This is a genomic window from Levilactobacillus brevis (assembly GCA_021383565.1).
Lineage (GTDB): Bacteria > Bacillota > Bacilli > Lactobacillales > Lactobacillaceae > Levilactobacillus > Levilactobacillus brevis_B.
This window is the reverse complement of the sequence record CP079699.1, coordinates 2,084,191-2,104,762: the sequence shown is the minus strand read 5'-3', so window position 1 is coordinate 2,104,762 and position 20,572 is coordinate 2,084,191. Positions and strand designations below refer to the sequence as shown.

Below are 20,572 nucleotides of genomic sequence, written 5' to 3'. Positions count from 1 at the left end.
AATTGGGGTAGTGGCTGGGCGCAACTAACGAATTTAGTTGCGTTTTTAAATTTTGGCCAAAAAAAAGGACCAACACCTAAGTGTCAGTCCTTAATCGACTACTCTTCGCTAACGAATGGCATTAAGCCCATGATCCGTGAACGCTTGATAGCAATAGTTAACTTCCGTTGGTTCTTGGCACTAGTACCAGTTACCCGGCGTGGTAAAATCTTACCCCGTTCGGAGATGAACCGACGTAATAAGTCAGTATCCTTGTAATCAATGTATTCGATGTGGTTGGCTGCAATAAAGTCAACCTTACGACGGCGACGGCCGCCACGACGTTGTCCTGCCATGAGAAATTCCCTCCTCGTATTTTAGTGTTTAGAACGGTAAATCATCATCGGAAATGTCAATTGAATCGCCAGTGTTCGCAAACGGATCAGCTGAGTTGTTCCCAGCATTGTTGCCGTTGTTGTTCGCTGCCGGATTCGAATTTTGCGCTGGGGCCGTCGAGGACGGGTTCCCACTCGTAAATGGATTGGCATTTTGATTCTGATTCTGTTGAGGAGCATTATTCGCTGGGTTACCGCCGTAGTTGTTGTTACCGGCATTGTTGTTCGCGTTGCGAGAACGTGGTTCGAGGAATGAAAAGTCCTCGACAACAACTTCGGTAACGTAAACCCGTTGGCCTTGTTGATTTTCATAATTCCGGGTTTGAATCCGACCTTCAATCCCAACAAGGGAACCCTTGTGGAAGAAGTTCGCAAAGTTTTCCGCGGACTTGCGCCAGATGACACAACTTATGAAATCAGCTTCCCGTTCACCAGATTTGTTGGTGAACCGCCGATCAACGGCCAAGGTAAACGTGGCAACAGCAGCACCGCCTTGGGTGTATCGTAAGTCAACATCCCGTGTCAGTCGGCCAGTTAGTACTACTCGGTTGATCATTGCTGAATAACTCCTCTCAAAATTAAAAGTTTAAAGTCAAATTAGTCTTCGCGCTTAACGATCATGTGACGTAAGATACTGTCATTGATCTTGGATAAACGGTCAAATTCGTTCAAGGCTGCATCGTCATTAGCGTTTAACGTGATAACGTGGTAGATACCTTCGTTAAAACCGCCAATTTCGTAAGCAAAACGACGCTTGGACCAATCCTTTGAATCAAGGATGTCAGCACCGTTATCCTTAAGCAACTTGTCGAAGCGTTCAACCAAAGCGGTCTTTGCGGCATCGTCAAGGTCTGGACGAATGATGTAGGTAATTTCGTATTTAGTAGTTTCCATGAATGTTACACCTCCTTATGGACTTCAGGCCCCCGCTGCAATGCGGGAGCAAGGAGAGACTCTAGCGAAAGCCAGATACTCACAAGCTAGTAGTATAGCATAAAACATTTAGTTAGGCAAATCGGGGCCGACCGACTAGCGCTGCCTGATGTTACACTCCTTAACTCCGCAAAAAGGCGTTAAATTTTTTATTTTTTTAAAATTAATTAACTTTCGGTCATGTGTAGCACGACCAAACCGCGACAGGCTGGGGTCTAATTACCTTTCTTGGCGGATCCTGCTGATTGCGTTGCCGTATCTTCCGCCTTCAGCGCATCCCGCGGTAGACCATCATTCATCAAAAATAACGTTTCTTGGATGGCTGCCCATTCACTCATCATGACAATTCCCCCTGATCGGCAGCTGGCTTGAACGTCGTCGCCACTTCTTTTGCTGCTGACGCTACCGGTTGGGTTCCCGCGTAGGCTTGAACCAGCAGATAGTAGTCGTCTAGTAATAAATACTGCGAGTTCTGGGCGACTGTCCACTTAATGCCTTCAATGAGTACTGGAATCGCCCGCTCAGGCTGATTTAATGCCAAGCAAGTTCGCGCATACTGATTATAAATAATTCCGATATTTTCATTGACCTCCAGCAAGCGTTTCTCCCGAATAATTCGCAAAAGATCATCAAACACACTGAAATCAGGCTTATTCGTGATTAGCGCCTGTAGGCTGTTTTCCATTGCCATGATTAAAAGTTCCAGCGTTCGATAACGATTGGGCCGTTGGGGTATCATCATGGTCCGGGCCGTATGTAAGTTGCGTAAAGCCGTCGCCGTGTCCTGCGTTGCCTGATAAACTGCACAACTGTAGTAGTAATAGTACGTTTTCAAGTCCTCGTCCGTTTTCAAAACCTTCACCTTCTCCGGCTTCTCCATGTAGGCCATCAGCTCCGCAAATTTGCGTTGCGCATAGAGTCGGTGGACCTTGCGGCTAAATATGGGAAGGCGCCGAATCGGATAGTTCTGCTTAAGCCCCTGTGCCAATGGCAACCCTAACCGATCACATAACCGGGCCAACAGAATGGCATTGGGAATTTCCGTCCCCTGTTCGATTTGCGTAATCATGGATTGCGCGCAAATGCCCGCGGCTAACACGGCCGGAGGCATCCCCACTGCCTGACGCCGAACCTGCAAAAGGTGTCCTAGTCGTGTCACCGTCGTCGTAAAATCCGAGATAGTCGTCGTCATGGCCTAAAAATCCTCCCCATAAAAAGCGCCCAGCAACTCACCAAATTCGATGTTGAGTTGAGCTTACCAGATCCACCAAATAAAGTAAATACTTTTAACTATATACAATTATTTAAATATTTTGAATTGTGGTATTTATATTTAGCCGTACCAAGCCCCTATAATAACGTTTTACCTTATCGTTTCCCCATTCAGCTTACGGCTAAACGACTAAAATAGGGGTTGTATACCGCCGCAAAATATGGGTTAATAGACTAACAGAATCATCGCAATTTAAAAAGGACCGCCCAACGCAAGTTGAACGATCCTTCATTCCTGATTACCCAAGTTAGTTTTGCCGTTTGAACCAATTCAATCCCAGAAAACTCAAGCCCAGTACACCGGCAATGGTTGCCAGCCAGCCCGTTGATTGTTCGTCGGTTTGTGGCAACGTGGCCTCTTGACTCTGTTGCCGCGTGGCTGGTTCCGCGAGTTTTGTCGCTGAGGCTTGCTGATGCGTCTTCGCCAAGGCGACGGTTGGTGCGGCCTTCGTTGCTGTCCGTGTAGTCGCCTGCTTAATGGCTCTTGGCGTCGTCTTCTTCGCTGGACTTACCATATCGGCGTCTCCGCCGTCAATCGTGGCCCCGTCACCACCGGTAACAACATCGACAGCACCATCATCAACGTTGGTATCCGTGTCTGGCGTTGTCGGGCTGGTCGTGTCCGGCGTTGTTGGGTCTGGATTTGTCGGATTTGTGGTATTTCCCGTATCCGTATCAGGTTCTGGCGTCTTTTCAGCCTTCTGCCAAACGTAAGTCCCCGCCATCGTGGCGCCATCGTAAGTCGCCATCAATTCAGCGGCCGTGTAAGTTGGGCCATTGGGCTGGTCGACCGTCCCGGTGCCGACAAACTGCCAGAGACCAGTGTAATCAGCGGATGGTGTGATTTCGGGAAGGGCAACGTCGTACTCGAATCCAGGGTAGCCAACGTTAACCAAGTTCGTCTTCTCACCTAAGGTTAAAACCTTAAGCCCAGTTGTTCCGTTTAAGGCATCCGTTACAAATTTTGACGTCACATTCGTTAAGTCAAGCGTCGTGAGGTTCGTATCATGCTCCACCAAACCAGACACAAGCCCCGTAAAGTTCATGGTTCCCAAATTAAGACTAGTCAAATTAGGCATATCGGCAAACATCCGAATGGTCTGAACCCCCGCCCGCAATTGCCAATTGCTAAGGTCTAATGACGTAAAGCCCGTCCCCCGGAACATATTCGCCATCATACTCGTCTTGCTAACGTTCCAATTTTCAACATCCGCAGACGTCAATAACTGGTCACCTTCAAACAAGGCGGATAGATTAGGACTGCTCTTGCCCCAACTATTACCTAATTTAACACTGGTCAAATGCATGTATTGTTCGCCGCCCAACGAAAACTCTGGCTCGTTATTGGGGCCTTGGAACATGGCTAGCATGTTATTAACGTTGGCCATGTTCCAGCTACTGAGATCAATGCTTTCCAGCGCAAAGTTAAAGGCAAACATACTCGTCATTAAGTTGACTTTAGACGCATCTACGTTGTCCAGGCCCTCATAAGATTTAACCTTATTCCAATCATAAAACATCTCCCGACAATTCCAAGGCAGAACAACCTTATCACCGAACACAACCTGTGTGACGTTGCCCTTCACACTGTCCATCTCGGCCGCCGATCCCAACGTCCCGGCCCCAATGGTCATAACACCTTGGTTGTCCAACGTCCAGGTACTCGTTCCCCAGGTACCGGTTTGAACTGTGGGAGCCGCGACTTCTTTAGCTAACCTTTTTATATTCATGTTGGGCCCCTTTGCAGGTGCTGGATTATTAGGCTCTTGTCCAGACGTCGGCGTTTCTGATTCAGTTTCTGTTTGGACTTGTCCCGGAGTATTTACTGCCAGTGTCTCTGGGGCGGGGTCAACATTGTCATCGCCCTTAACAAAGCCGTCTCCATTCTTATGAACAGGCGGCGTCCCATCATTTGACGGAGCAGCTGGTGGCTCTGACGTCTGATTCTCGCCCGGTATTACATCCTGTGTGCCAGTATTGGCTTCCTCAGTAGATACCGGATTATTGTCTTCTTGTGAACTCTTGAGCGAAGCTTCTTGTGCTTGTACATCATTAGCCGCTGGTGCCACCTGCGTATTTTCCTGTTCAGCATTATTATCATTCCCTGGCTGCGTATCCGCTTGCGCCGTGTCAACTTGGTATCCCACGCCAGCGATAACACCCAAAATGGCTAAAGTCGTCAACTTTTGTTTCGATTTACTCCCCAACTTGTTAAGCATGACGCTACCCCTTTCATGTGTAACACTTCTCAATATCTGTCTGACTATAGTATAGGACACATTTAGCAGACTGTCTATACTGCTTAACAATTAACATCTATTTTCATTTCTATAATTATTGGTGAAATGAAATAAAAGTATAACCGATAAATGATTCCGTTATGAAAGCCACCTTACAAAACGCCGATTGTACACATTCTCGCAACGTTATCAACCGATAATTAAATTAGCTTGGACGTTGTGGCCAACCAACTCCTCACAACTAAGCCACGAAAAAAAGGGAATTCATCAATTAGTAAATTCCCTTTACGATTATTTTTACATTTCGCCTTTCATAACAGCTCTTATGGCCGCTTCCGCCACCATCGCCAGCTCAGTCCCAACACGAGTAAGTTACCCAAAAGGACAGCCATAGTCTGACGTTGCTCACCAGTTGCCGGTAAGGTCGCCTTGTGACGCCGAGAAACACTGCGCTTGGGCGCCCTAGTTTGCGGTTGTCGACGCTGACGACTAAGATGCTTCGTCATTGATGGTCCTGGCTCTCCCAGATCAGCCGCGCCATTGGCTTGTGCCATTGGCCGAGACGCTTCCTGAATCCGATCACCATCCCCACCGTTTGTGACCACTGCGACTGGCGCCGTCGGTTGCTCTGTCCCTGGCGCCGGTGCCGGTCTTGGACTGGGTGCCGGTTGGGGCTTGGGCTCCGGGGTCGGTATTGGTTCTGGATTAGGTGTCGGCTGAGGCGCCGGATTAGGGCTCGGTGTTGGTCCCGGACCTGGATTCGGTTCCGGGGTCGGAGTCGGGGTCGGTGCTGGGGGCGTCGTCGGCCCCGGATCGGGCGTAGGTTCTGGGTTTGGGTTTGGGTTTGGGTTTGGGTTTGGGTTTGGGTTTGGGTTTGGGTTTGGGTTTGGGTTTGGCCCTGGCGTCACTGCGCTCTCCTGGCTAAAAATCAGCGTGACTTCCTCCCCGTCATCCTCACTATAACTACCTGGCAGACCAATTGTATTGATTAGCGTGTATCCCGCCAAGTCGGCCGCTATTCCCGTCATGAATTGTTCCGTACGATACGGTGTTCCTGGCTTGCCTTCAAACATCTGTGCAGGGTGGAGCACCTTGTTCTTCTCATCAACGTAGTTCACCGTTACCTGCCCCAGGAGGCGATACGTCAGCTCAATCAGCTGTGGTTGCGCAGTGAAGCGGCCGTCTTGTGGCAACTCCGTGTCGAGATAAAAGCCGTCAAACTCTGGCGCCTCGACCACAAACCGTTGCCCAATCTTTCCCACTAAAATTTGGTCCGGTTTTAGCCATCCTCCCCAATTTGCATTGTGGTAGCGAACCCTAACGATGCCTAAATTACTCCCCTTCTTCACAAAATAAAGCGTCACTTCACGGCCTTCTCGTGCAAACGTCCCCGTTAATGAGCCCGTCGCGTACTCAAATCGGTAGCCCTCCAAGTCCGGCTTAATCGTGTAGTCTTTATCGATGATCCCCCGCAATTCTTTCGCTGGTCGAATAGCCTCGTTAGTTGTAGCATCGATATAATTCACGGTTACGGGCGCACTCGGCACCTCCCGGACGTAGGTTCCGGCCATCGCCGGCGTATAGTGTTCTTCTAATTCCGGCACCGTTAACTGCGGTCCCAACGGATGATCCGCCGTTCCTGAGCCGATGGCGTGCCAGAAGTCGTTAGCGTGAGGGGTGCTCGGGTAGTTTTCCTCCGTCATGCCTAATCCAGTCGTCGCGCCATCGTCACTCTTTAATTTGACTTTCGGTCCCAACGTTAACGAGGACAAGTTCGGCATGCTGCCGAGCATCCTCTCCACTCGTTTGCCCCAATACTGATAGCTATTATTATAGTCTAAATGACTCATGTCAAAACCAGCCAAATCTAGATACCTAACCTTGGTGTTCCAAAACATCGCATTCATTGAGGCCGCACGTGGCGTTTGCCAACCACTAATGTTTAAACTCTTAAGGTCACTTTCCGCAAAGACTTGCTCGAAATCGACGACGTTGCGAACATCCCACTTATGCAAGTCCAAATATTGAGCACCGCTTTGCCCCAACATCTGTTCCATCGTCGTCACTTGATGGACGTCCCAGTTTGCAATATCTAAATACCGGGTAGGCGCACCCCGAAACGTCAGTGCCAAATCTCGTAAACTAGTCGTCTGCCAGCCAGAGAGGTTGATATGATCTAGCCAGTAGCAACGCCAGAACAGCTGTCTCATCGTGGTCACCTTGCGGACATCCCACGTGTGTAAATCCAAGCTCTCGATTCGGGTATGCATGAAAACACCACTGAGATCCGTGACCTGACTGGTGTCCCACCGATTACCTAGCTGTAAATATCTTAAATTGTCATCTTCGCCAAACATCCAAAACATCGACGTATTATTAACCGGATGCCAGCCGCTCAGGTTCAAGCTGACTAAGTTAAACATACTATAAAACATAAGACTCATGCTCTCAACTCTTGCTACATTCCAATGGCGTAAGTCGAGGGCCCGCGCGCCGCAGTAACCAAACATGTCGTCCGCTTGCGTCAACCGCGACGTATCCCAAGTACCCACTTGTAAATTCTCTAGCTCCTCCGTACGCTCAAACATATCTGACATACGCTCAACATGACTGACATCCCAACTCCGAAGATCCAGCGCCCCCAATTGCTTATCGTCATAAAACATACTGCTCATGTTCGTCACGTGACTGGTATCCACGTTAGCCGTCCCAATCACGACTTGTAAACGGGGAAAGTTAGCAAATAACGTATATGACTCTTCGGGGAGAACCACACGACCGGTAAATTCGATCTCGGTAATCTTATCCTTTGGCCATCTCGCGTTTCTCCCCAACGTCCCCGAACTAATCGTTAGCACGCTATATTCAATCTTCCATGAACAAGTTCCGGAGACCCCACTCATGTCCGTAGCCGCCGACTTGGCCGCCCTCGTCGTTTTCACTTGCGCTATCGGTTTATCCTTGGTTGTCGATTCGGCCCGTACTGGCTGCGACCACGTCATCACTCCCACTGCTGCTAGGCTCAGAATCAGCCCCATCTTTAGCATAACCACCATCCGCTGTTGTTCCTGGAACGTCCCTAGTCCTTTCACGTTTTTCTCCTCCAACTTAAGTTATTGTCGAAAATTATGGTCTAGACCAAGTATAGTCACTGAACAACCAGAATACCACTAAAATCGTTTACAATTTAAATTATATTCACCGCCTATCGCTGGACACAAAAAAACTAGCCCTGCCCACTTGGACAAGACTAGTTCGCTGACATTTAACTTAAGCTTGTGGTGCATCGGAATCTGTCGTAGCTGGTGTGGCATCCGTTGCCGGCGCGTCTTCACTCGCCGCATCGGTCTTATCCGCCTCATCGCTGTCGTCTTCCTTATCGACCTTGGCCATGGTGGCTACAGCGGTGTCATCCCCTAACCGAATCAGGTGAACCCCTAAGGTTGCCCGACCCGTCTCGGAAACGTCACTACCGCTAAAGCGAATCATGACCCCCTTGTTGGTGACCAGCATGATATCCTCGTCGCCATCTAAGGTGGTCAGGCCTGCCAACGGTCCGTTCTTCTCGGTCACGTTGACGGTCTTAATTCCCTTACCGCCACGGCCCTTGATTGGGTACTCGCTAGCCGGCGTCTGCTTGCCATAACCCTTTTCGGAAATGACAAACACTCGACTATCCGGCTGAAGCACGCTGGCGCCAATGACAAAGTCGTTGTCACGTAGGCGAATCCCGCGCACCCCAGTTGCTGAACGGCCCATCGACCGTACGTCCTTAGCCGCGAAGCTAACGGCGTACCCCAAGTGCGTCCCGATAATCATGTTGGCCTCGCCACTAATAATGGCCACGTCAATCAACTCATCGTCTTCCTTGAGGTTAATGGCCTTCAGTCCGTTACTCCGGATGTTGGCAAATTCATCAACCGGCGTCCGTTTGACCGTCCCCTGAACCGTAGTAAAGAAGAGGTCTTGGTCGGCGTTTTCGCCCGGATTAGCCACGTTAATGACCGCTTGAACGTGTTCATTATTGTTAATCCCCAGCAAGTTAATCACGGGGATTCCCTTGGCCGTCCGCCCGTATTCAGGGATTTCATACCCCTTCATTCGGTAGACCTTCCCGGTGTTGGTAAAGAACAGCAGCATATCATGGGTTGAGGTTGCCACGAGGTGTTCGATGAAGTCATCTTCATGAACGCCCATGCCTTGAACCCCTTTACCCCCACGGTTTTGCGCCTTGAATTCGGACGTTGGTAACCGCTTAATATAGCCATTATGGGTCAGAGAGACCACGACGTCCTCTTCGGCAATGAGGTCTTCGTCTTCTAGACTCAACACTTCACCGACCATTAATTCGGTCCGGCGAGCATCCCCGAACTTGTTTTGAATTTCCATCAATTCATCATAAATGATGGTCTGTTGGCGTTCCTTGGAGGCCAAGATATCCTTGTAGTCCTTGATGTTCGCCATCACGTCGTTGTATTCTTTTTCGACCTTTTCGCGTTCCAAACCGGTCAGACGAACTAACCGCATGTCCAAGATGGCCTGCGATTGCTTGTCCGACAAGCTGTAGCGCGTCATCAATTCATTCTTCGCCACTTCGGCGGTCTGGGACTGCCGAATGATGGTGATGATGGCGTCGATGTGGTCGAGGGCGATCCGCAATCCTTCCAGGATGTGCGCTCTGGCTTCGGCCTTCTTCAGCTCAAACTTGGTCCGGCGTTGGATAACTTCCAATTGGAAGTCCAAGTAGTACTGCAGAATGGCCTTCAAGCCCAGAACCTTAGGAGCCCCGTTGACAATGGCCAACATGTTAATCCCAAACGAGGTCTGCATGAGCGTCATCTTGTAGAGGTTGTTTAGAATCACTTCGGCACTGGCATCGCGCCGCACGTCAATCACAATCCGCATCCCGGTCCGGTCGGTTTCATCGTTAACGTCGGTAATGCCTTCGATCCGCTTGTCGCGGGCCAATTCGGCAATCCGTTCAATTAACTTAGCCTTGTTGACCATGTACGGAATTTCCGTGGCCACGATCCGTTGCTTGCCGTTCTTTTCCTCTTCGATATCAACTTTCGCCCGTAAGGTAATGGTGCCCTTCCCGGTCTCGTAAGCCCGGCGAATAGCAGCCTTACCCATCACGATCCCCCCGGTTGGGAAGTCGGGGCCTGGTAAGACCTCCATCAACTCAGCCAGACTGGCATCGGGGTTCTTCATCAAGATGTGTAGGGCACTGATGACTTCCGTCAGGTTATGTGGCGGAATATTCGTCGCCATCCCCACGGCGATCCCGGAAGCCCCGTTGACTAACAGGTTCGGGAACCGTGATGGCAGCACAACGGGTTCGCGTTCGGACCCATCGTAGTTATCTTGAAAATCAATCGTGTCTTTATTAATGTCGCGCAGCATTTCCATCGCGATCTTACTCAACCGCGCTTCGGTATACCGCATGGCAGCGGCCCCGTCACCATCGACGGACCCAAAGTTCCCGTGACCGTCCACTAACATGTAGCGATACGAGAAGTCTTGCGCCATCCGCACCATGGATTCGTACACGGCGGAGTCCCCGTGTGGATGGTATTTCCCGAGGACGTCCCCGACCATCCGGGCAGACTTCCGGAATGGCTTATCGGGGGTAATCCCGAGTTCGTGCATATCGTATAAAATCCGGCGGTGGACTGGCTTCAAGCCATCCCGCACGTCCGGTAGTGCCCGTTGCACAATCACACTCATCGCGTAGTCCAAGAAGGAGGTTCGCATGGTTTGTGAAAGGTCAACGTCGGTAATCCGACCTATATTGTAATCTTGATCAGCCAAATTTTTACCCTCCGTTCTTCACTAAACATCCAACTCGGCGAAGGTGGCATTGTCCTCGATGAATTCCCGTCGAGGCGCAACCTTGTCGCCCATCAACATGCTAAATACTTGGTCCGCGTTGATGGCGTCCTTAGCGTCGACGCGCAAGAGGCGCCGATTTTCCGGCTTCATGGTCGTTTCCCAGAGCTGTTCGGCATCCATTTCCCCCAGCCCCTTGTACCGTTGAATCTGCGGCTTCGGTGCGGGTGGCAATTGGCCCAACAATTCCTTCAATTCATCGTCGGAATCCAGGTAACGTTGCATCTTCCCTTGCCGCACCCGGTATAACGGTGGGCAAGCGATGTACACGTACCCGGCATCCAATAATGGCCGCATGTAGCGGTAAATCAGCGTCAACAGGAGCGTCCGAATGTGGGCGCCGTCGACATCGGCATCGGTCATGATGATCAGCTTGTGGTAATTAGCCTTTGACACATCAAAGTCGGAACCGAAGCCAGTCCCCATCGCCGTAAACATCGACCGAATTTCTTCGTTCGCTAAGATCCGGTCCATCGAGGCCTTTTCGACGTTTAAAATCTTCCCCCGAATTGGTAGGATGGCTTGCGTCAACCGCGAACGGCCCTGCTTGGCAGAACCACCGGCGGAGTCCCCTTCGACGATGAACAGTTCAGAAATGGCCGGGTCCTTGGACGTATTATCGGCCAATTTCCCGGGCAGGTTGGATATTTCCAACCCACTCTTCTTCCGGGTGACTTCCCGGGCGCGTTTCGCCGCAACTCGAGCCTTGGAGGCCAACGTCCCCTTGTCCACAACCTTGCGGGCAATGTCGGGATGTTCCATCAGATACCGCATGAAATGATCCGCAAACGTATGGTCCACGGCGGTCCGAGCATCGGAGTTTCCCAACTTGGTCTTGGTTTGGCCTTCGAATTGCGGATTCGGATGCTTAACGGAAACTACGGCCGTCATCCCTTCACGGACATCATCCCCGGTCAGGTTGGGCTCGTTATCTTTCATCAATTTATTTTGGCGCGCGTAATCATTGACGACCCGCGTTAAGGCCCGTTTGAACCCTTCCTCGTGCGTCCCACCTTCATAGGTGTGAATGTTGTTGGTGAAGGTCAACAGATTGTTGTGGTAGTCGTCCGTGTATTGCAGGGCCACTTCCACGGTAATCCCGTTTTCTTCCCCCTCGACGTAGATTGGCGGTTCGAAGAGCGTGGTTTTATTTTCGTTTAAATAGTCAACGTAGTGCCGAATCCCACCTTCATAGTGGAAGTCGTCCTCGGTTGGCGTTTCCGGCCGTTCATCACGGATAGTAATCCGCAAGCCCTTGTTCAGGAAGGCCAGTTCGCGAACCCGGGTCGTCAACGTCTTGATATCAAACGTCGTCGTTTCCCGGAAAATGTCTGGGTCCGGCAGGAAGTGGACGATCGTCCCGTGACGATCTGGATCCAGTCCCTCTTCCATCACGTACATTGGCTTCTTCACGTGGCCGCGTTCAAAGGTAATCCCGTAACGTTTGCCGCCACGAATGACTTGGACTTCCAAGTGGGTGGACAGCGCGTTAACGACGGACGCCCCAACACCGTGCAGGCCACCGGAGACCTTGTAGCCGCCACCGCCGAACTTACCGCCGGCGTGCAGGATCGTGTAGACCGTTTCCAGAGCGGGCTTCCCCGTCTTCTTTTGGATGTCGACCGGAATCCCCCGGCCGTTATCCGTAACGGTAATACTGTTGTCCTTTTCAACCGTGACGTGAATGGTATCCGCAAAGCCCGCTAAGGCTTCATCGATCCCGTTATCCACAATTTCCCAAACCAGGTGATGGAGACCTTGGGCACTCGTCGAGCCAATGTACATCCCAGGCCGTTTCCGCACCGCTTCCAGACCTTCTAGGACCTGAATTTGGCTGGCATCGTATTCTCTGGCTTGTTCCGCCTTAGTTTCGTGTTCTTTTTCAGCCACTGATTAATCCTCCTTTGTTGCCGGATCGCCACTTGCGGCCGATCCATCGGCCACCACGGTCCCATTGTCCACGTGAAAAATGGTCGGGTCCTTGATCAGCTGGCGGGTAATCCCGCTCAGACTGGTGGTGGTAATAAACGTCTGTACCTTATCCTGAATGGCCTTGAGCAGATGGGTCTGTCGGGCATCATCCAATTCAGAAAGCACGTCATCAAGTAATAAGACCGGATATTCACCGGTCTCTTCTTTCATCAGGTCAATCTCGGCGAGCTTCACGCTTAACGCCGTGGTCCGCTGTTGCCCCTGAGAGCCAAACGTCTGCACGTTCTTCTCGTTTACCCGAAAGTGCAGGTTGTCACGGTGCGGTCCAACCAACGTGGTACCGCGGTACAGCTCCTTTTCTTGGTGCTCCTGATAGAGCTTCGTCAACGCCGCACAAATGGTCTCCGGGTTCGTCAGTTGGTCCTCGGGAACCTGGGTCGCATAGTGAAACGTCAACATCTCTTTTTGCTGGGAGATCTCGGCATGAATCGCCTGTGCCCAGTGCTCCAGCTTATGTAGCATGCGCAGCCGCTGGGCAATAATCTCCGCGCCATACGCGGCCAGTTGGTCGGATAACACCGACAGAAACAACAGGTCACGATTTTGCTTATGCTGTAAATCCTTGAGGTAGCGGTTGCGCTGCTTCAGTAGCGTCCGATACTGGCTCAGATTGTACAGGTAGCGCGGATTCATCTGGCCAAACTCCATGTCCATGAAGCGCCGCCGAACAGTTGGGGCGCCCTTGACGATGGCGAGATCTTCCGGTGCAAACAAAATCACATTGAGCTGCCCGACATACTGTGACAGTCGCGCCTGCTCAAGGTGATTCACTTTGGCGCGCTTTCCTTGACGCGAGAACGTTAATTCTAGTGGTACCGTCCCCACGGCCTTGACCACGCGGCCACTGACCTTGGCCGTCTTGGCCTGCCAGTTCACGAGATCGTGATCATTGGCCGTGCGGTGGCTGCGCGTCAACGCAAGCACGTAGATGGCCTCTAATAGATTGGTCTTGCCCTGTGCATTTTCGCCCAATAAAACGTTGATCCCAGGACCTAACGTGAGATCAGCACTGGTATAGTTCCGAAAATGCCGCAGCTGCAACTCTTGCAAATACATTATTCACCCTGCTTTGAGCGTATAAAAAATAATCCTGTATCAGGTACTTCCACCGTATCACCAGGATACAGCTTGCGGCCCCGCCGGTTGTCCGGCTCGTCATTGATATTGACGGTATTTTCCCGCAAATACCATTTGGCTTGACCGCCAGTACTGATAATGGATTCTTCCTTGAGTAACTGGCCTAAAGTAATGTAGGGCGTCTCAATGAAAACTTCTTTTTTCACAATTTCACCCCTTAGTATTCTTCTCTTATATTATACCGCATTTTAGGGAAAAGTACAGTTTAACTGCTTGATTTTTGCGTTCTCAGCCGATCTAAGCCATTCTTGATATTTTTGGTAAAAAGTCGGTAAATTTGCTCTAATCCAAAAATAACGGCCTTATATCGATTTTTTTGTTTTTTCAAGCCTTTTTTCAGTCAATTTTGGAAATTTATGAAAATCACGAAGCATATGCGCACGCAATTAGCCCGTTTCACGTGAAAAATGCGGGATTTTCCCAGTTATTTTCAGGAAGTTACTGGCCCAATTTCCGCCTCATTGCGCGGATTGGTCAATTCGGGGAATTTGGTCGGCAACTGACGGCTAGCCGGGGGCTTTGCAAGCGGGCATGAAAGTAGCGCGTTCTCTGGTCCCTACCAGCTTGCCGGTAAGTCTCCGTTTAGGCGCACTGGCTAATCGCCTGGTTCTACACGCTTTAACCAAAAAACGCCACCTCAAGAATCGAGGTGACGCAACGTTAACGTTAACTTTAGAACGTCCGAACTGGCGTAATCAGTTGGATAAAGTTGCTGGTGTCTTCCGTTGGGACCAACGTGAATGGCCGCAGCGCGGAGGTGAAGGCCACGCGGATCGTCGTTTGGCCAAATGACCGTAACGCGTCCTTCATGTAGTCGGGGTTGAAGGAAATCTCGAGGTCATTCCCCGTAATCTCCTTGGGTGCCAACTCTTCTTCCACGTTCCCGACGTCTGGGGAATTACTGAAGATCGTGACCTGATTGTCGGCCGGTGTCAACGTCAGCTTAACCACGTTGTTCCGCGATTCGTGAGACAACAGAGAGGCCCGTTCCACCGCGGCCAACAATTCTGGTGCTTCGAATTCAACGGTCGTCGAGGCTTCCTTCGGGATTAACCGTGACGTGTCCGGGTAGTTGCCTTCCAGCAACCGAGAGTAGAACGACGTGTCACCCAATAGGAACAACACTTGGTTTTCGGAGAATTGCATCTTCACGTCGCTGTCGTCATCCCCGATCATCCGGGAAAGTTCCGTTAGGCTCTTCCCGGGAATGATCACGTCAAACGCCGCATCCGTTTGGGTTGGCAGTTCGATTTGCCGTTGAGATAGCCGGTGACTGTCCGTGGCGACCGCCAAGAACTGGTTGTCAGCCAAGACGAAGTGCACCCCCGTCAAGATCGGTCGACTTTCTTGGTTGGATACGGCAATAACCGTTTGACTAATCAATTCCTTGAAGACCGCACCGGATAGCACGACGGAATCCCCCGCGTCAACTTCTGGTAAATGCGGATAGTTGTTGGCGTCTTGACCGTTAATGTTAAAGGCGGCAGACCCGGACGTGATTTCGGTTTGGAACCCGTCCTTGACCGTGACCGTCATGGTTTGTTCCGGTAAACGTTTAACAATTTCACTGAAGAAACGCGCTGTGAGGACAATCGATCCGGGTTCGTCAATGCTTAACCCAATATCGGGATCGTCCGCACGAATGAGTGATTCAATCGAAATATCGGCGTTAGACCCAGTGAGCAAGAGCCCGGCATCACTGGCCACAATCTTAATGCCCGTCAATATGGGAATGGTGGTCTTTGATGAAATGGCACGTGAGACGTTGTTGAGTTCCTTAATGAAGGCCGCCCGGTTAATGGAAAATTTCATAAGTTGAGACACTCCTTTTTTTAGTGGTGCGTAGTTGACTTAATTAAAAGAAAAAACAGTAGCCGTAGTAGAGCGGTGTATTCTGTGGATAACTTTGAAGAACCACTTGTGTTACTAGCTTTTCCACCTGTGGATAACTTGTGGAAAACTTTAGCCCTTTTCCATTTTTATCCACACGCTCCGTGGGCCCTAGTTCTATCATACCGCAAGTGGTCACTAAAAAACCGTCACGAGTCTGCTGGTTAGCGTCGACTCGGACGGTTTCGTCCTAACGCCGGAGTTCGTCTTTCAGATTATCAATATCTTTTTGAAGTTCGGCGTCTGTCTTGAGGGAATCTTGAATCTTATCGTAGGCGTGAATGACGGTGGTGTGATCCTTACCGCCGAACTCGTTGCCGATTCGGGGTAGTGAGGCCTCCGTTAGCTCGCGCGACAGGTACATGGCAATCTGCCGGGGGACCACAATCGCTTGCTTACGCTTCTTCCCTTTCAGATCCTTGAGCGAGACGTGGAAATAGTTGGCGACGCGGTCCTGAATCACCGGAATGGTAATTGCATCGGTGGCGTTAGCCAGGTTCAGGCTCTTCAACGCTTCGGCGGCCAAGTCGGTGGTAATCGGTTGGTGCATCAGCTGGTGGTAGGCTTGAACCCGTGCCAGCGCGCCCTCTAATTCACGCACGTTGGAGTCAATCTGACCCGCAATATAGCTGAGCGTGTCATCGGGGATGTCGATCTGATCGGCATCGGCCTTGTTCCGTAAGATGGCGATCCGCGTTTCCAAATCCGGTGGCGTAATGTCCACGGATAACCCCCAGGCAAACCGCGAGACTAAACGGTCTTGGAGCTTAGGAATCTCGTTTGGTAGGCGATCGGAAGTCAAGACAATCTGCTTCTCATCGTCGTAAAGCGCGTTGAACGTATGGAAGAACTCTTCTTGGGTTCCTTCCTTATTAGCGAAGAACTGAATATCATCGACCAGTAGCAGATCGACGTTACGGTATTCCTGTCTGAACTGCTCCTGCGTCCGGGTTTGAATCGCATTAATAAAGTCATTCGTGAAGGCTTCGCTGGTGACATATTTAACCTTGGTATCCGGGCGATCTTCCAACATTTTGTTGCCGATCGCGTGCATCAAGTGGGTTTTACCAAGGCCCACGCCACCGTAGAAGAACAGCGGATTGTACATCACGCCGGGTTCTTCGGAGACGACCAAGGCCGCAGCATGGGCCATTTGGTTGCCTTTTCCGATGACGAAAGTGTCAAAAGTGTAGCGGGAATTCAGCGCCGTTTCCTTCATAAAAGTGGGTGTCGGCTCACCGGTCTCGGTGACCGTGGTCGCCGTTGGTGCGGCGGTCTTCGCCTTACGTGTCGCCTGTTGTTGGCGTTCACTTTCAATGATTAAAACGGGTTGAATATCTTCGTGAGCGGCTTGGTATGCGTATTCTACCAATTGCTGGTCCAGGTGTTGATGGGTCCAGTAATCACGATGCAGGGGTGACGGAAGTTCCAACGTCAATTGATTGCCCTCTAAGGCAATGGGCTTGGCCGTTTCGATCCAAGTCTTGTAGGTCGTTGGTGTGTTATTTTCTTCAAATAACGCCTTGATATCAGTCCATAAAGTTGACATATCTGGCACTGATGAATCCCCCTATTATTTTTTTAGAATGTCATTTTCCAGATGGGCGCACGAGGCCCAAACGAAAACGTAAGTCCAGTGTAGCATGAAGAAAAAAAGTTTTCCACAGGTCATTTTGTGTTGTGCATAATTGTTTCACAGGAAGTGAATAGAGTTATCCACAGGCAGTTCAAAAGCTGTGGATAGTTTTGCTTTAACTGAGTTATGCACAGGGAAGTGTTATCTTAAAACGCGATAGTATCAAGTGTTTCACAAGTTATCCACAGAATCAACCGAGCCTAAAATTTAGAAATAAACAGGCTGTGGAACAGTGGATAACCTGGTGGGAAAGTCCGGAAAAACTTTTTTCTAAATTTAGAGTTATCCACAGCTGAAGTGCATGAAACAAATTTCGCCGGGGACAACTTTTTCTTGGAAATTCAAAGTTCCTATTTCCATTCTCCGGAATTTATGCTAATATGTTCAGGAAATGCATTTAGTATTTGTCTGGCTTCACCAGATAAAAAATAGTCATAGTTAAGAGAGGAGATTTTACGATGAAGCGCACTTTCCAACCAAAGAAACGTCACCGTTCACGTGTCCACGGCTTCCGCAAGCGTATGAGCACTAGCAATGGCCGTCAAGTATTAGCACGTCGCCGTCAAAAGGGACGTAAAGTATTGTCTGCATAGGCCGCTGATGGTTCAGTGGTCTTTTTATTTTATCTGCGAGTTGACTGGAACTCTAATCGCTCGCGGACTGTTCAACAAATCGTTGAGAATTTTGGAGATGCACCATGCGAAAATCTTACCGCATTAAGAAAGAAGCGGAATTTCAGCAGGTCTTTGAAACCAGAAATTCAGTCGCTAACCGGCAATTTGTGGTGTATTCAATGGAAAAGCCTGATCAATTACATTTTCGAGTTGGCATTTCGGTCGGTAAAAAGATTGGTAACGCAGTCCACCGTAACTGGGTGAAACGCCGGATTCGGCAGAGCTTACTCGAGTTAAAGCCACATTTGAAGCAAGATGTGGACTTTCTCGTGATTGCTCGGCCTCGGGCAGACGGCATTTCCATGACCGATGCGAAGAGCAGCCTGATTCATGTTTTGAAGCTGGCAAAACTGCTAGATTCCAACTATAGCGAGGAATAAAAGTGAAAAAGTACAAACGTACCCTACTTATGCTAGGTATTGTGAGTTTGGTCTTTATCCTTTCCGCTTGTAGCAACACGCCAATCACGGATAAGAGTACCGGGATTTGGGACGGCTGGATCGTTCTGAACTTCTCCCGGGCCATTATCGGGTTGGCGCACATGTTCGGCGGAAGCTACGGTGTCGGGATTATCATCTTTACCATTATCGTGCGGATTATCTTATTGCCGCTGATGATCTTCCAGACCCGCAGCATGCGCAAGACGCAAGACCTCCAGCCACAATTAAAAGCCTTACAAAAGAAATACTCCTCTAAAGATCGCGAAACGATGCAAAAGATGCAGGCCGAACAGCAGAAGCTGTATTCGGAAGCGGGCGTTCACCCAATGTTGGGTTGCCTGCCGGCTGTGGTTCAGTTGCCAATCATCTGGGCCTTGTATCAAGCGATCTGGCGGACGGCCGTGTTGCGGTCCGGAGATTTCTTGTGGCTCCAATTGGGTCACAAAGACCCGTATTTCATCCTACCGATCTTGGCCGCTGTCGCCACGATGATTAGTTCGTGGTTAAGCACCAAGTCGATGCCAGAATCGAACTCGATGAGCACCATGATGGTTGTCGGGATGCCCGTGATTGTCTTCTTCACGGCCTTGAACGTGCCATCATCTCTGTCCCTATACTGGACAATCTCATACGTGTTCCAAGTTGGTCAAACCTTGTTAATTCAAAATCCGTGGAAGATCCAAGCGGAACGCGATGCCAAGGATAAGGAAAAGCGAGATCACGATCGGGCGGTCAAGAAGGCCATCCGGCGTGCCAAGCAAAGCAAACGCAAGTAACAGAACGCATAAATGCATTTTATCGACCCGCGGCCAGAAATGGTTGTGGGTCTTTTTGTGTAAGAGCGTGCAGCAAGCCGTTTAGATTCCGAGCATTAGGGAAATAAGGTGTTTCTGTTCGGCTATGTCGGACAGGAGCGCCTTATTTTTCTAAGCGGAAGAATCTGGCTTGCGAAACGCGTTTCGAAGGCCGCCAGTTTCCGGATCATCTAAGCAAAGAACCAACTAAACGAGTCGAACCAGTATAACCAGCAACGACCAATCTTTCCCACCTAAACACCACCACCCACTAAATTCCCTTAAATAACCAACATTGCCTCACCTCCCAATCAGCGTCCTATACTTACTACTAATGTTATTTCAGCGAGATTTGTTGCGCGATTTCCAAGAGCTTAGACAATCCTTAAACATTGTGGCTTGCCACGAAGCGGGTTTCCCGGAAAATCACAAATTTCAAACGGATTACCGGGCGCGCCGCAACCGTTATGGTATACTAAATTTTAGCGAAAAAGACATGGAGGAATGGACGATGACAATCTACACGGGGAAAACGGAAGAAGCGGCGATTGCGGCGGGATTGGCCGCACTAAATAGTCGTCGCGACCAAGTTGTTACCAAGGTGGTCGCCACTCCACGGAAGGGATTTTTGGGCATTGGTCGGCGTGAGGCCATGGTTGACGTGGTCTTGAAGACGGTGGCTGAGGACTCAGCGGCACCGGTGCAGTCGGCACCCGCTAAGCCAGCAGTCAAGGCCCAATCAGCGGCCGCTGCGACAGCGACGCCCGCCAAGGCGGCCACGCAATCAGCCACCCCAGCCGAACCAACGGTGACGCCCCAGGAACGCCGTAAACGACGCGAGGCGGCGATTAATGCCGTGCAGGATTACTTGGCAACCATTGTCGAACAATTGGGCATAGACGCCACGATAGACGCTGAGGCGGGGGGCCATCGTCAGGTGCGGTTGGTCTTCACCACGGATAAGGAAGGCTTGTTGATTGGCAAGCACGGGCGGACCATCAATGCGCTACAGAGTCTGGGCCAGTTATTTTTAAATCACCACGGGGCCGCCCATGTGGAATTGGAATTGGATGTGGCGAACTACCGGGAACGGCGCGCGGCCACGTTGACGCGCTTGGCGGAGAGTACGGCGCGTGAGGTGGTGGCCACGGGTAAGCCGATTTATTTGGACCCGATGCCGTCGTTTGAACGCAAGCAAATTCACGCGGTCCTGGCCAAGAACCGGTACGTGACGACCTATTCGGCGGGGAAGGAACCCCACCGCGCCGTCGTGATCGAGCCGGCATAACTTTCGTTTGACA

Annotated in this window: 16 protein-coding genes; 4 read left to right on the top strand and 12 right to left on the bottom strand. The window is 50.5% G+C overall.

The annotated features are described in order from the left end of the window. Positions 1–98: 98 nt before the first annotated feature. From rpsR to dnaA, 12 genes are all read right to left on the bottom strand, one after another. The gene (rpsR, locus tag KB236_09750; GenBank protein ID UIF28807.1) at positions 99–335 is read right to left on the bottom strand and encodes a 30S ribosomal protein S18; all 237 of its coding nucleotides are present in this window, start codon (positions 333–335) and stop codon (positions 99–101) included. Positions 336–363: 28 nt separating this feature from the next. Then, positions 364–930 (bottom strand): single-stranded DNA-binding protein, encoded by a 567-nt coding sequence (gene ssb, locus KB236_09745; GenBank protein ID UIF28806.1) that lies wholly within the window; start codon positions 928–930, stop codon positions 364–366. 41 nt (positions 931–971) lie between these two features. Next, entirely contained in the window at positions 972–1,268 is a 297-nt protein-coding gene (gene rpsF / locus KB236_09740; protein UIF28805.1) for a 30S ribosomal protein S6, read from the bottom strand. 376 nt (positions 1,269–1,644) lie between these two features. Further along, a complete protein-coding gene (locus KB236_09735) occupies positions 1,645–2,499 on the bottom strand; it encodes a helix-turn-helix domain-containing protein (GenBank protein ID UIF28804.1) in 855 nt (284 codons plus the stop codon). Between the two features lie 328 nt (positions 2,500–2,827). Next, positions 2,828–4,798: a BspA family leucine-rich repeat surface protein gene (locus KB236_09730; GenBank protein UIF28803.1), complete on the bottom strand. Its 1,971-nt coding sequence runs from the start codon at positions 4,796–4,798 to the stop codon at positions 2,828–2,830. A 344-nt stretch (positions 4,799–5,142) separates the two neighbouring features. Next, entirely contained in the window at positions 5,143–7,911 is a 2,769-nt protein-coding gene (locus KB236_09725) for a BspA family leucine-rich repeat surface protein (protein ID UIF28802.1), read from the bottom strand. Positions 7,912–8,089: 178 nt separating this feature from the next. Then, the gene (gyrA, locus tag KB236_09720; protein UIF28801.1) at positions 8,090–10,630 is read right to left on the bottom strand and encodes a DNA gyrase subunit A; all 2,541 of its coding nucleotides are present in this window, start codon (positions 10,628–10,630) and stop codon (positions 8,090–8,092) included. Between the two features lie 21 nt (positions 10,631–10,651). After that, positions 10,652–12,598, bottom strand: coding sequence for a DNA topoisomerase (ATP-hydrolyzing) subunit B (gene gyrB / locus KB236_09715; GenBank protein UIF28800.1), 1,947 nt, complete (start codon positions 12,596–12,598; stop codon positions 10,652–10,654). A gap of 3 nt (positions 12,599–12,601) precedes the next feature. Beyond that, complete coding sequence (gene recF, locus KB236_09710) at positions 12,602–13,756, bottom strand: DNA replication/repair protein RecF (protein UIF28799.1); 1,155 nt, start codon at positions 13,754–13,756, stop codon at positions 12,602–12,604. Continuing rightward, positions 13,756–13,983, bottom strand: a complete 228-nt coding sequence (yaaA, locus tag KB236_09705) for a S4 domain-containing protein YaaA (protein UIF28798.1) — start codon at positions 13,981–13,983, stop codon at positions 13,756–13,758. The genes recF and yaaA overlap by 1 nt, the downstream gene beginning before the upstream one ends. Before the next feature lie 526 nt (positions 13,984–14,509). Beyond that, positions 14,510–15,649 carry a DNA polymerase III subunit beta gene (gene dnaN / locus KB236_09700; protein UIF28797.1) on the bottom strand — a complete coding sequence of 380 codons (1,140 nt, stop codon included), beginning with the start codon at positions 15,647–15,649 and terminating at the stop codon, positions 14,510–14,512. 268 nt (positions 15,650–15,917) lie between these two features. Further along, on the bottom strand, positions 15,918–17,285 hold the full coding sequence (dnaA, locus tag KB236_09695) for a chromosomal replication initiator protein DnaA (protein ID UIF28796.1): 1,368 nt from the start codon (positions 17,283–17,285) through the stop codon (positions 15,918–15,920). A gap of 536 nt (positions 17,286–17,821) precedes the next feature. Here dnaA and rpmH point away from each other — a divergent pair. The 4 genes from rpmH (at position 17,822) to KB236_09675 (ending at position 20,559) form a co-directional block, all read left to right on the top strand. Then, on the top strand, positions 17,822–17,956 hold the full coding sequence (gene rpmH, locus KB236_09690; protein ID UIF28795.1) for a 50S ribosomal protein L34: 135 nt from the start codon (positions 17,822–17,824) through the stop codon (positions 17,954–17,956). 104 nt (positions 17,957–18,060) lie between these two features. Further along, complete coding sequence (gene rnpA / locus KB236_09685) at positions 18,061–18,417, top strand: ribonuclease P protein component (protein ID UIF28794.1); 357 nt, start codon at positions 18,061–18,063, stop codon at positions 18,415–18,417. Positions 18,418–18,419: 2 nt separating this feature from the next. Further along, entirely contained in the window at positions 18,420–19,253 is an 834-nt protein-coding gene (gene yidC, locus KB236_09680) for a membrane protein insertase YidC (GenBank protein ID UIF28793.1), read from the top strand. Positions 19,254–19,782: 529 nt separating this feature from the next. After that, entirely contained in the window at positions 19,783–20,559 is a 777-nt protein-coding gene (locus KB236_09675) for a protein jag (protein UIF28792.1), read from the top strand. Positions 20,560–20,572 lie beyond the last annotated feature (13 nt).

Coding starts and splice junctions, on each gene's coding strand:
- rpsR (UIF28807.1), bottom strand. CDS start 335: ATGGCAGGACAACGTCGTGGCGGCCGTCGCCGTCGTAAGGTTGACTTT.
- ssb (UIF28806.1), bottom strand. CDS start 930: ATGATCAACCGAGTAGTACTAACTGGCCGACTGACACGGGATGTTGAC.
- rpsF (UIF28805.1), bottom strand. CDS start 1,268: ATGGAAACTACTAAATACGAAATTACCTACATCATTCGTCCAGACCTT.
- KB236_09735 (UIF28804.1), bottom strand. CDS start 2,499: ATGACGACGACTATCTCGGATTTTACGACGACGGTGACACGACTAGGA.
- KB236_09730 (UIF28803.1), bottom strand. CDS start 4,798: ATGCTTAACAAGTTGGGGAGTAAATCGAAACAAAAGTTGACGACTTTA.
- recF (UIF28799.1), bottom strand. CDS start 13,756: ATGTATTTGCAAGAGTTGCAGCTGCGGCATTTTCGGAACTATACCAGT.
- dnaN (UIF28797.1), bottom strand. CDS start 15,649: ATGAAATTTTCCATTAACCGGGCGGCCTTCATTAAGGAACTCAACAAC.
- rpmH (UIF28795.1), top strand. CDS start 17,822: ATGAAGCGCACTTTCCAACCAAAGAAACGTCACCGTTCACGTGTCCAC.
- rnpA (UIF28794.1), top strand. CDS start 18,061: ATGCGAAAATCTTACCGCATTAAGAAAGAAGCGGAATTTCAGCAGGTC.
- KB236_09675 (UIF28792.1), top strand. CDS start 19,783: ATGACAATCTACACGGGGAAAACGGAAGAAGCGGCGATTGCGGCGGGA.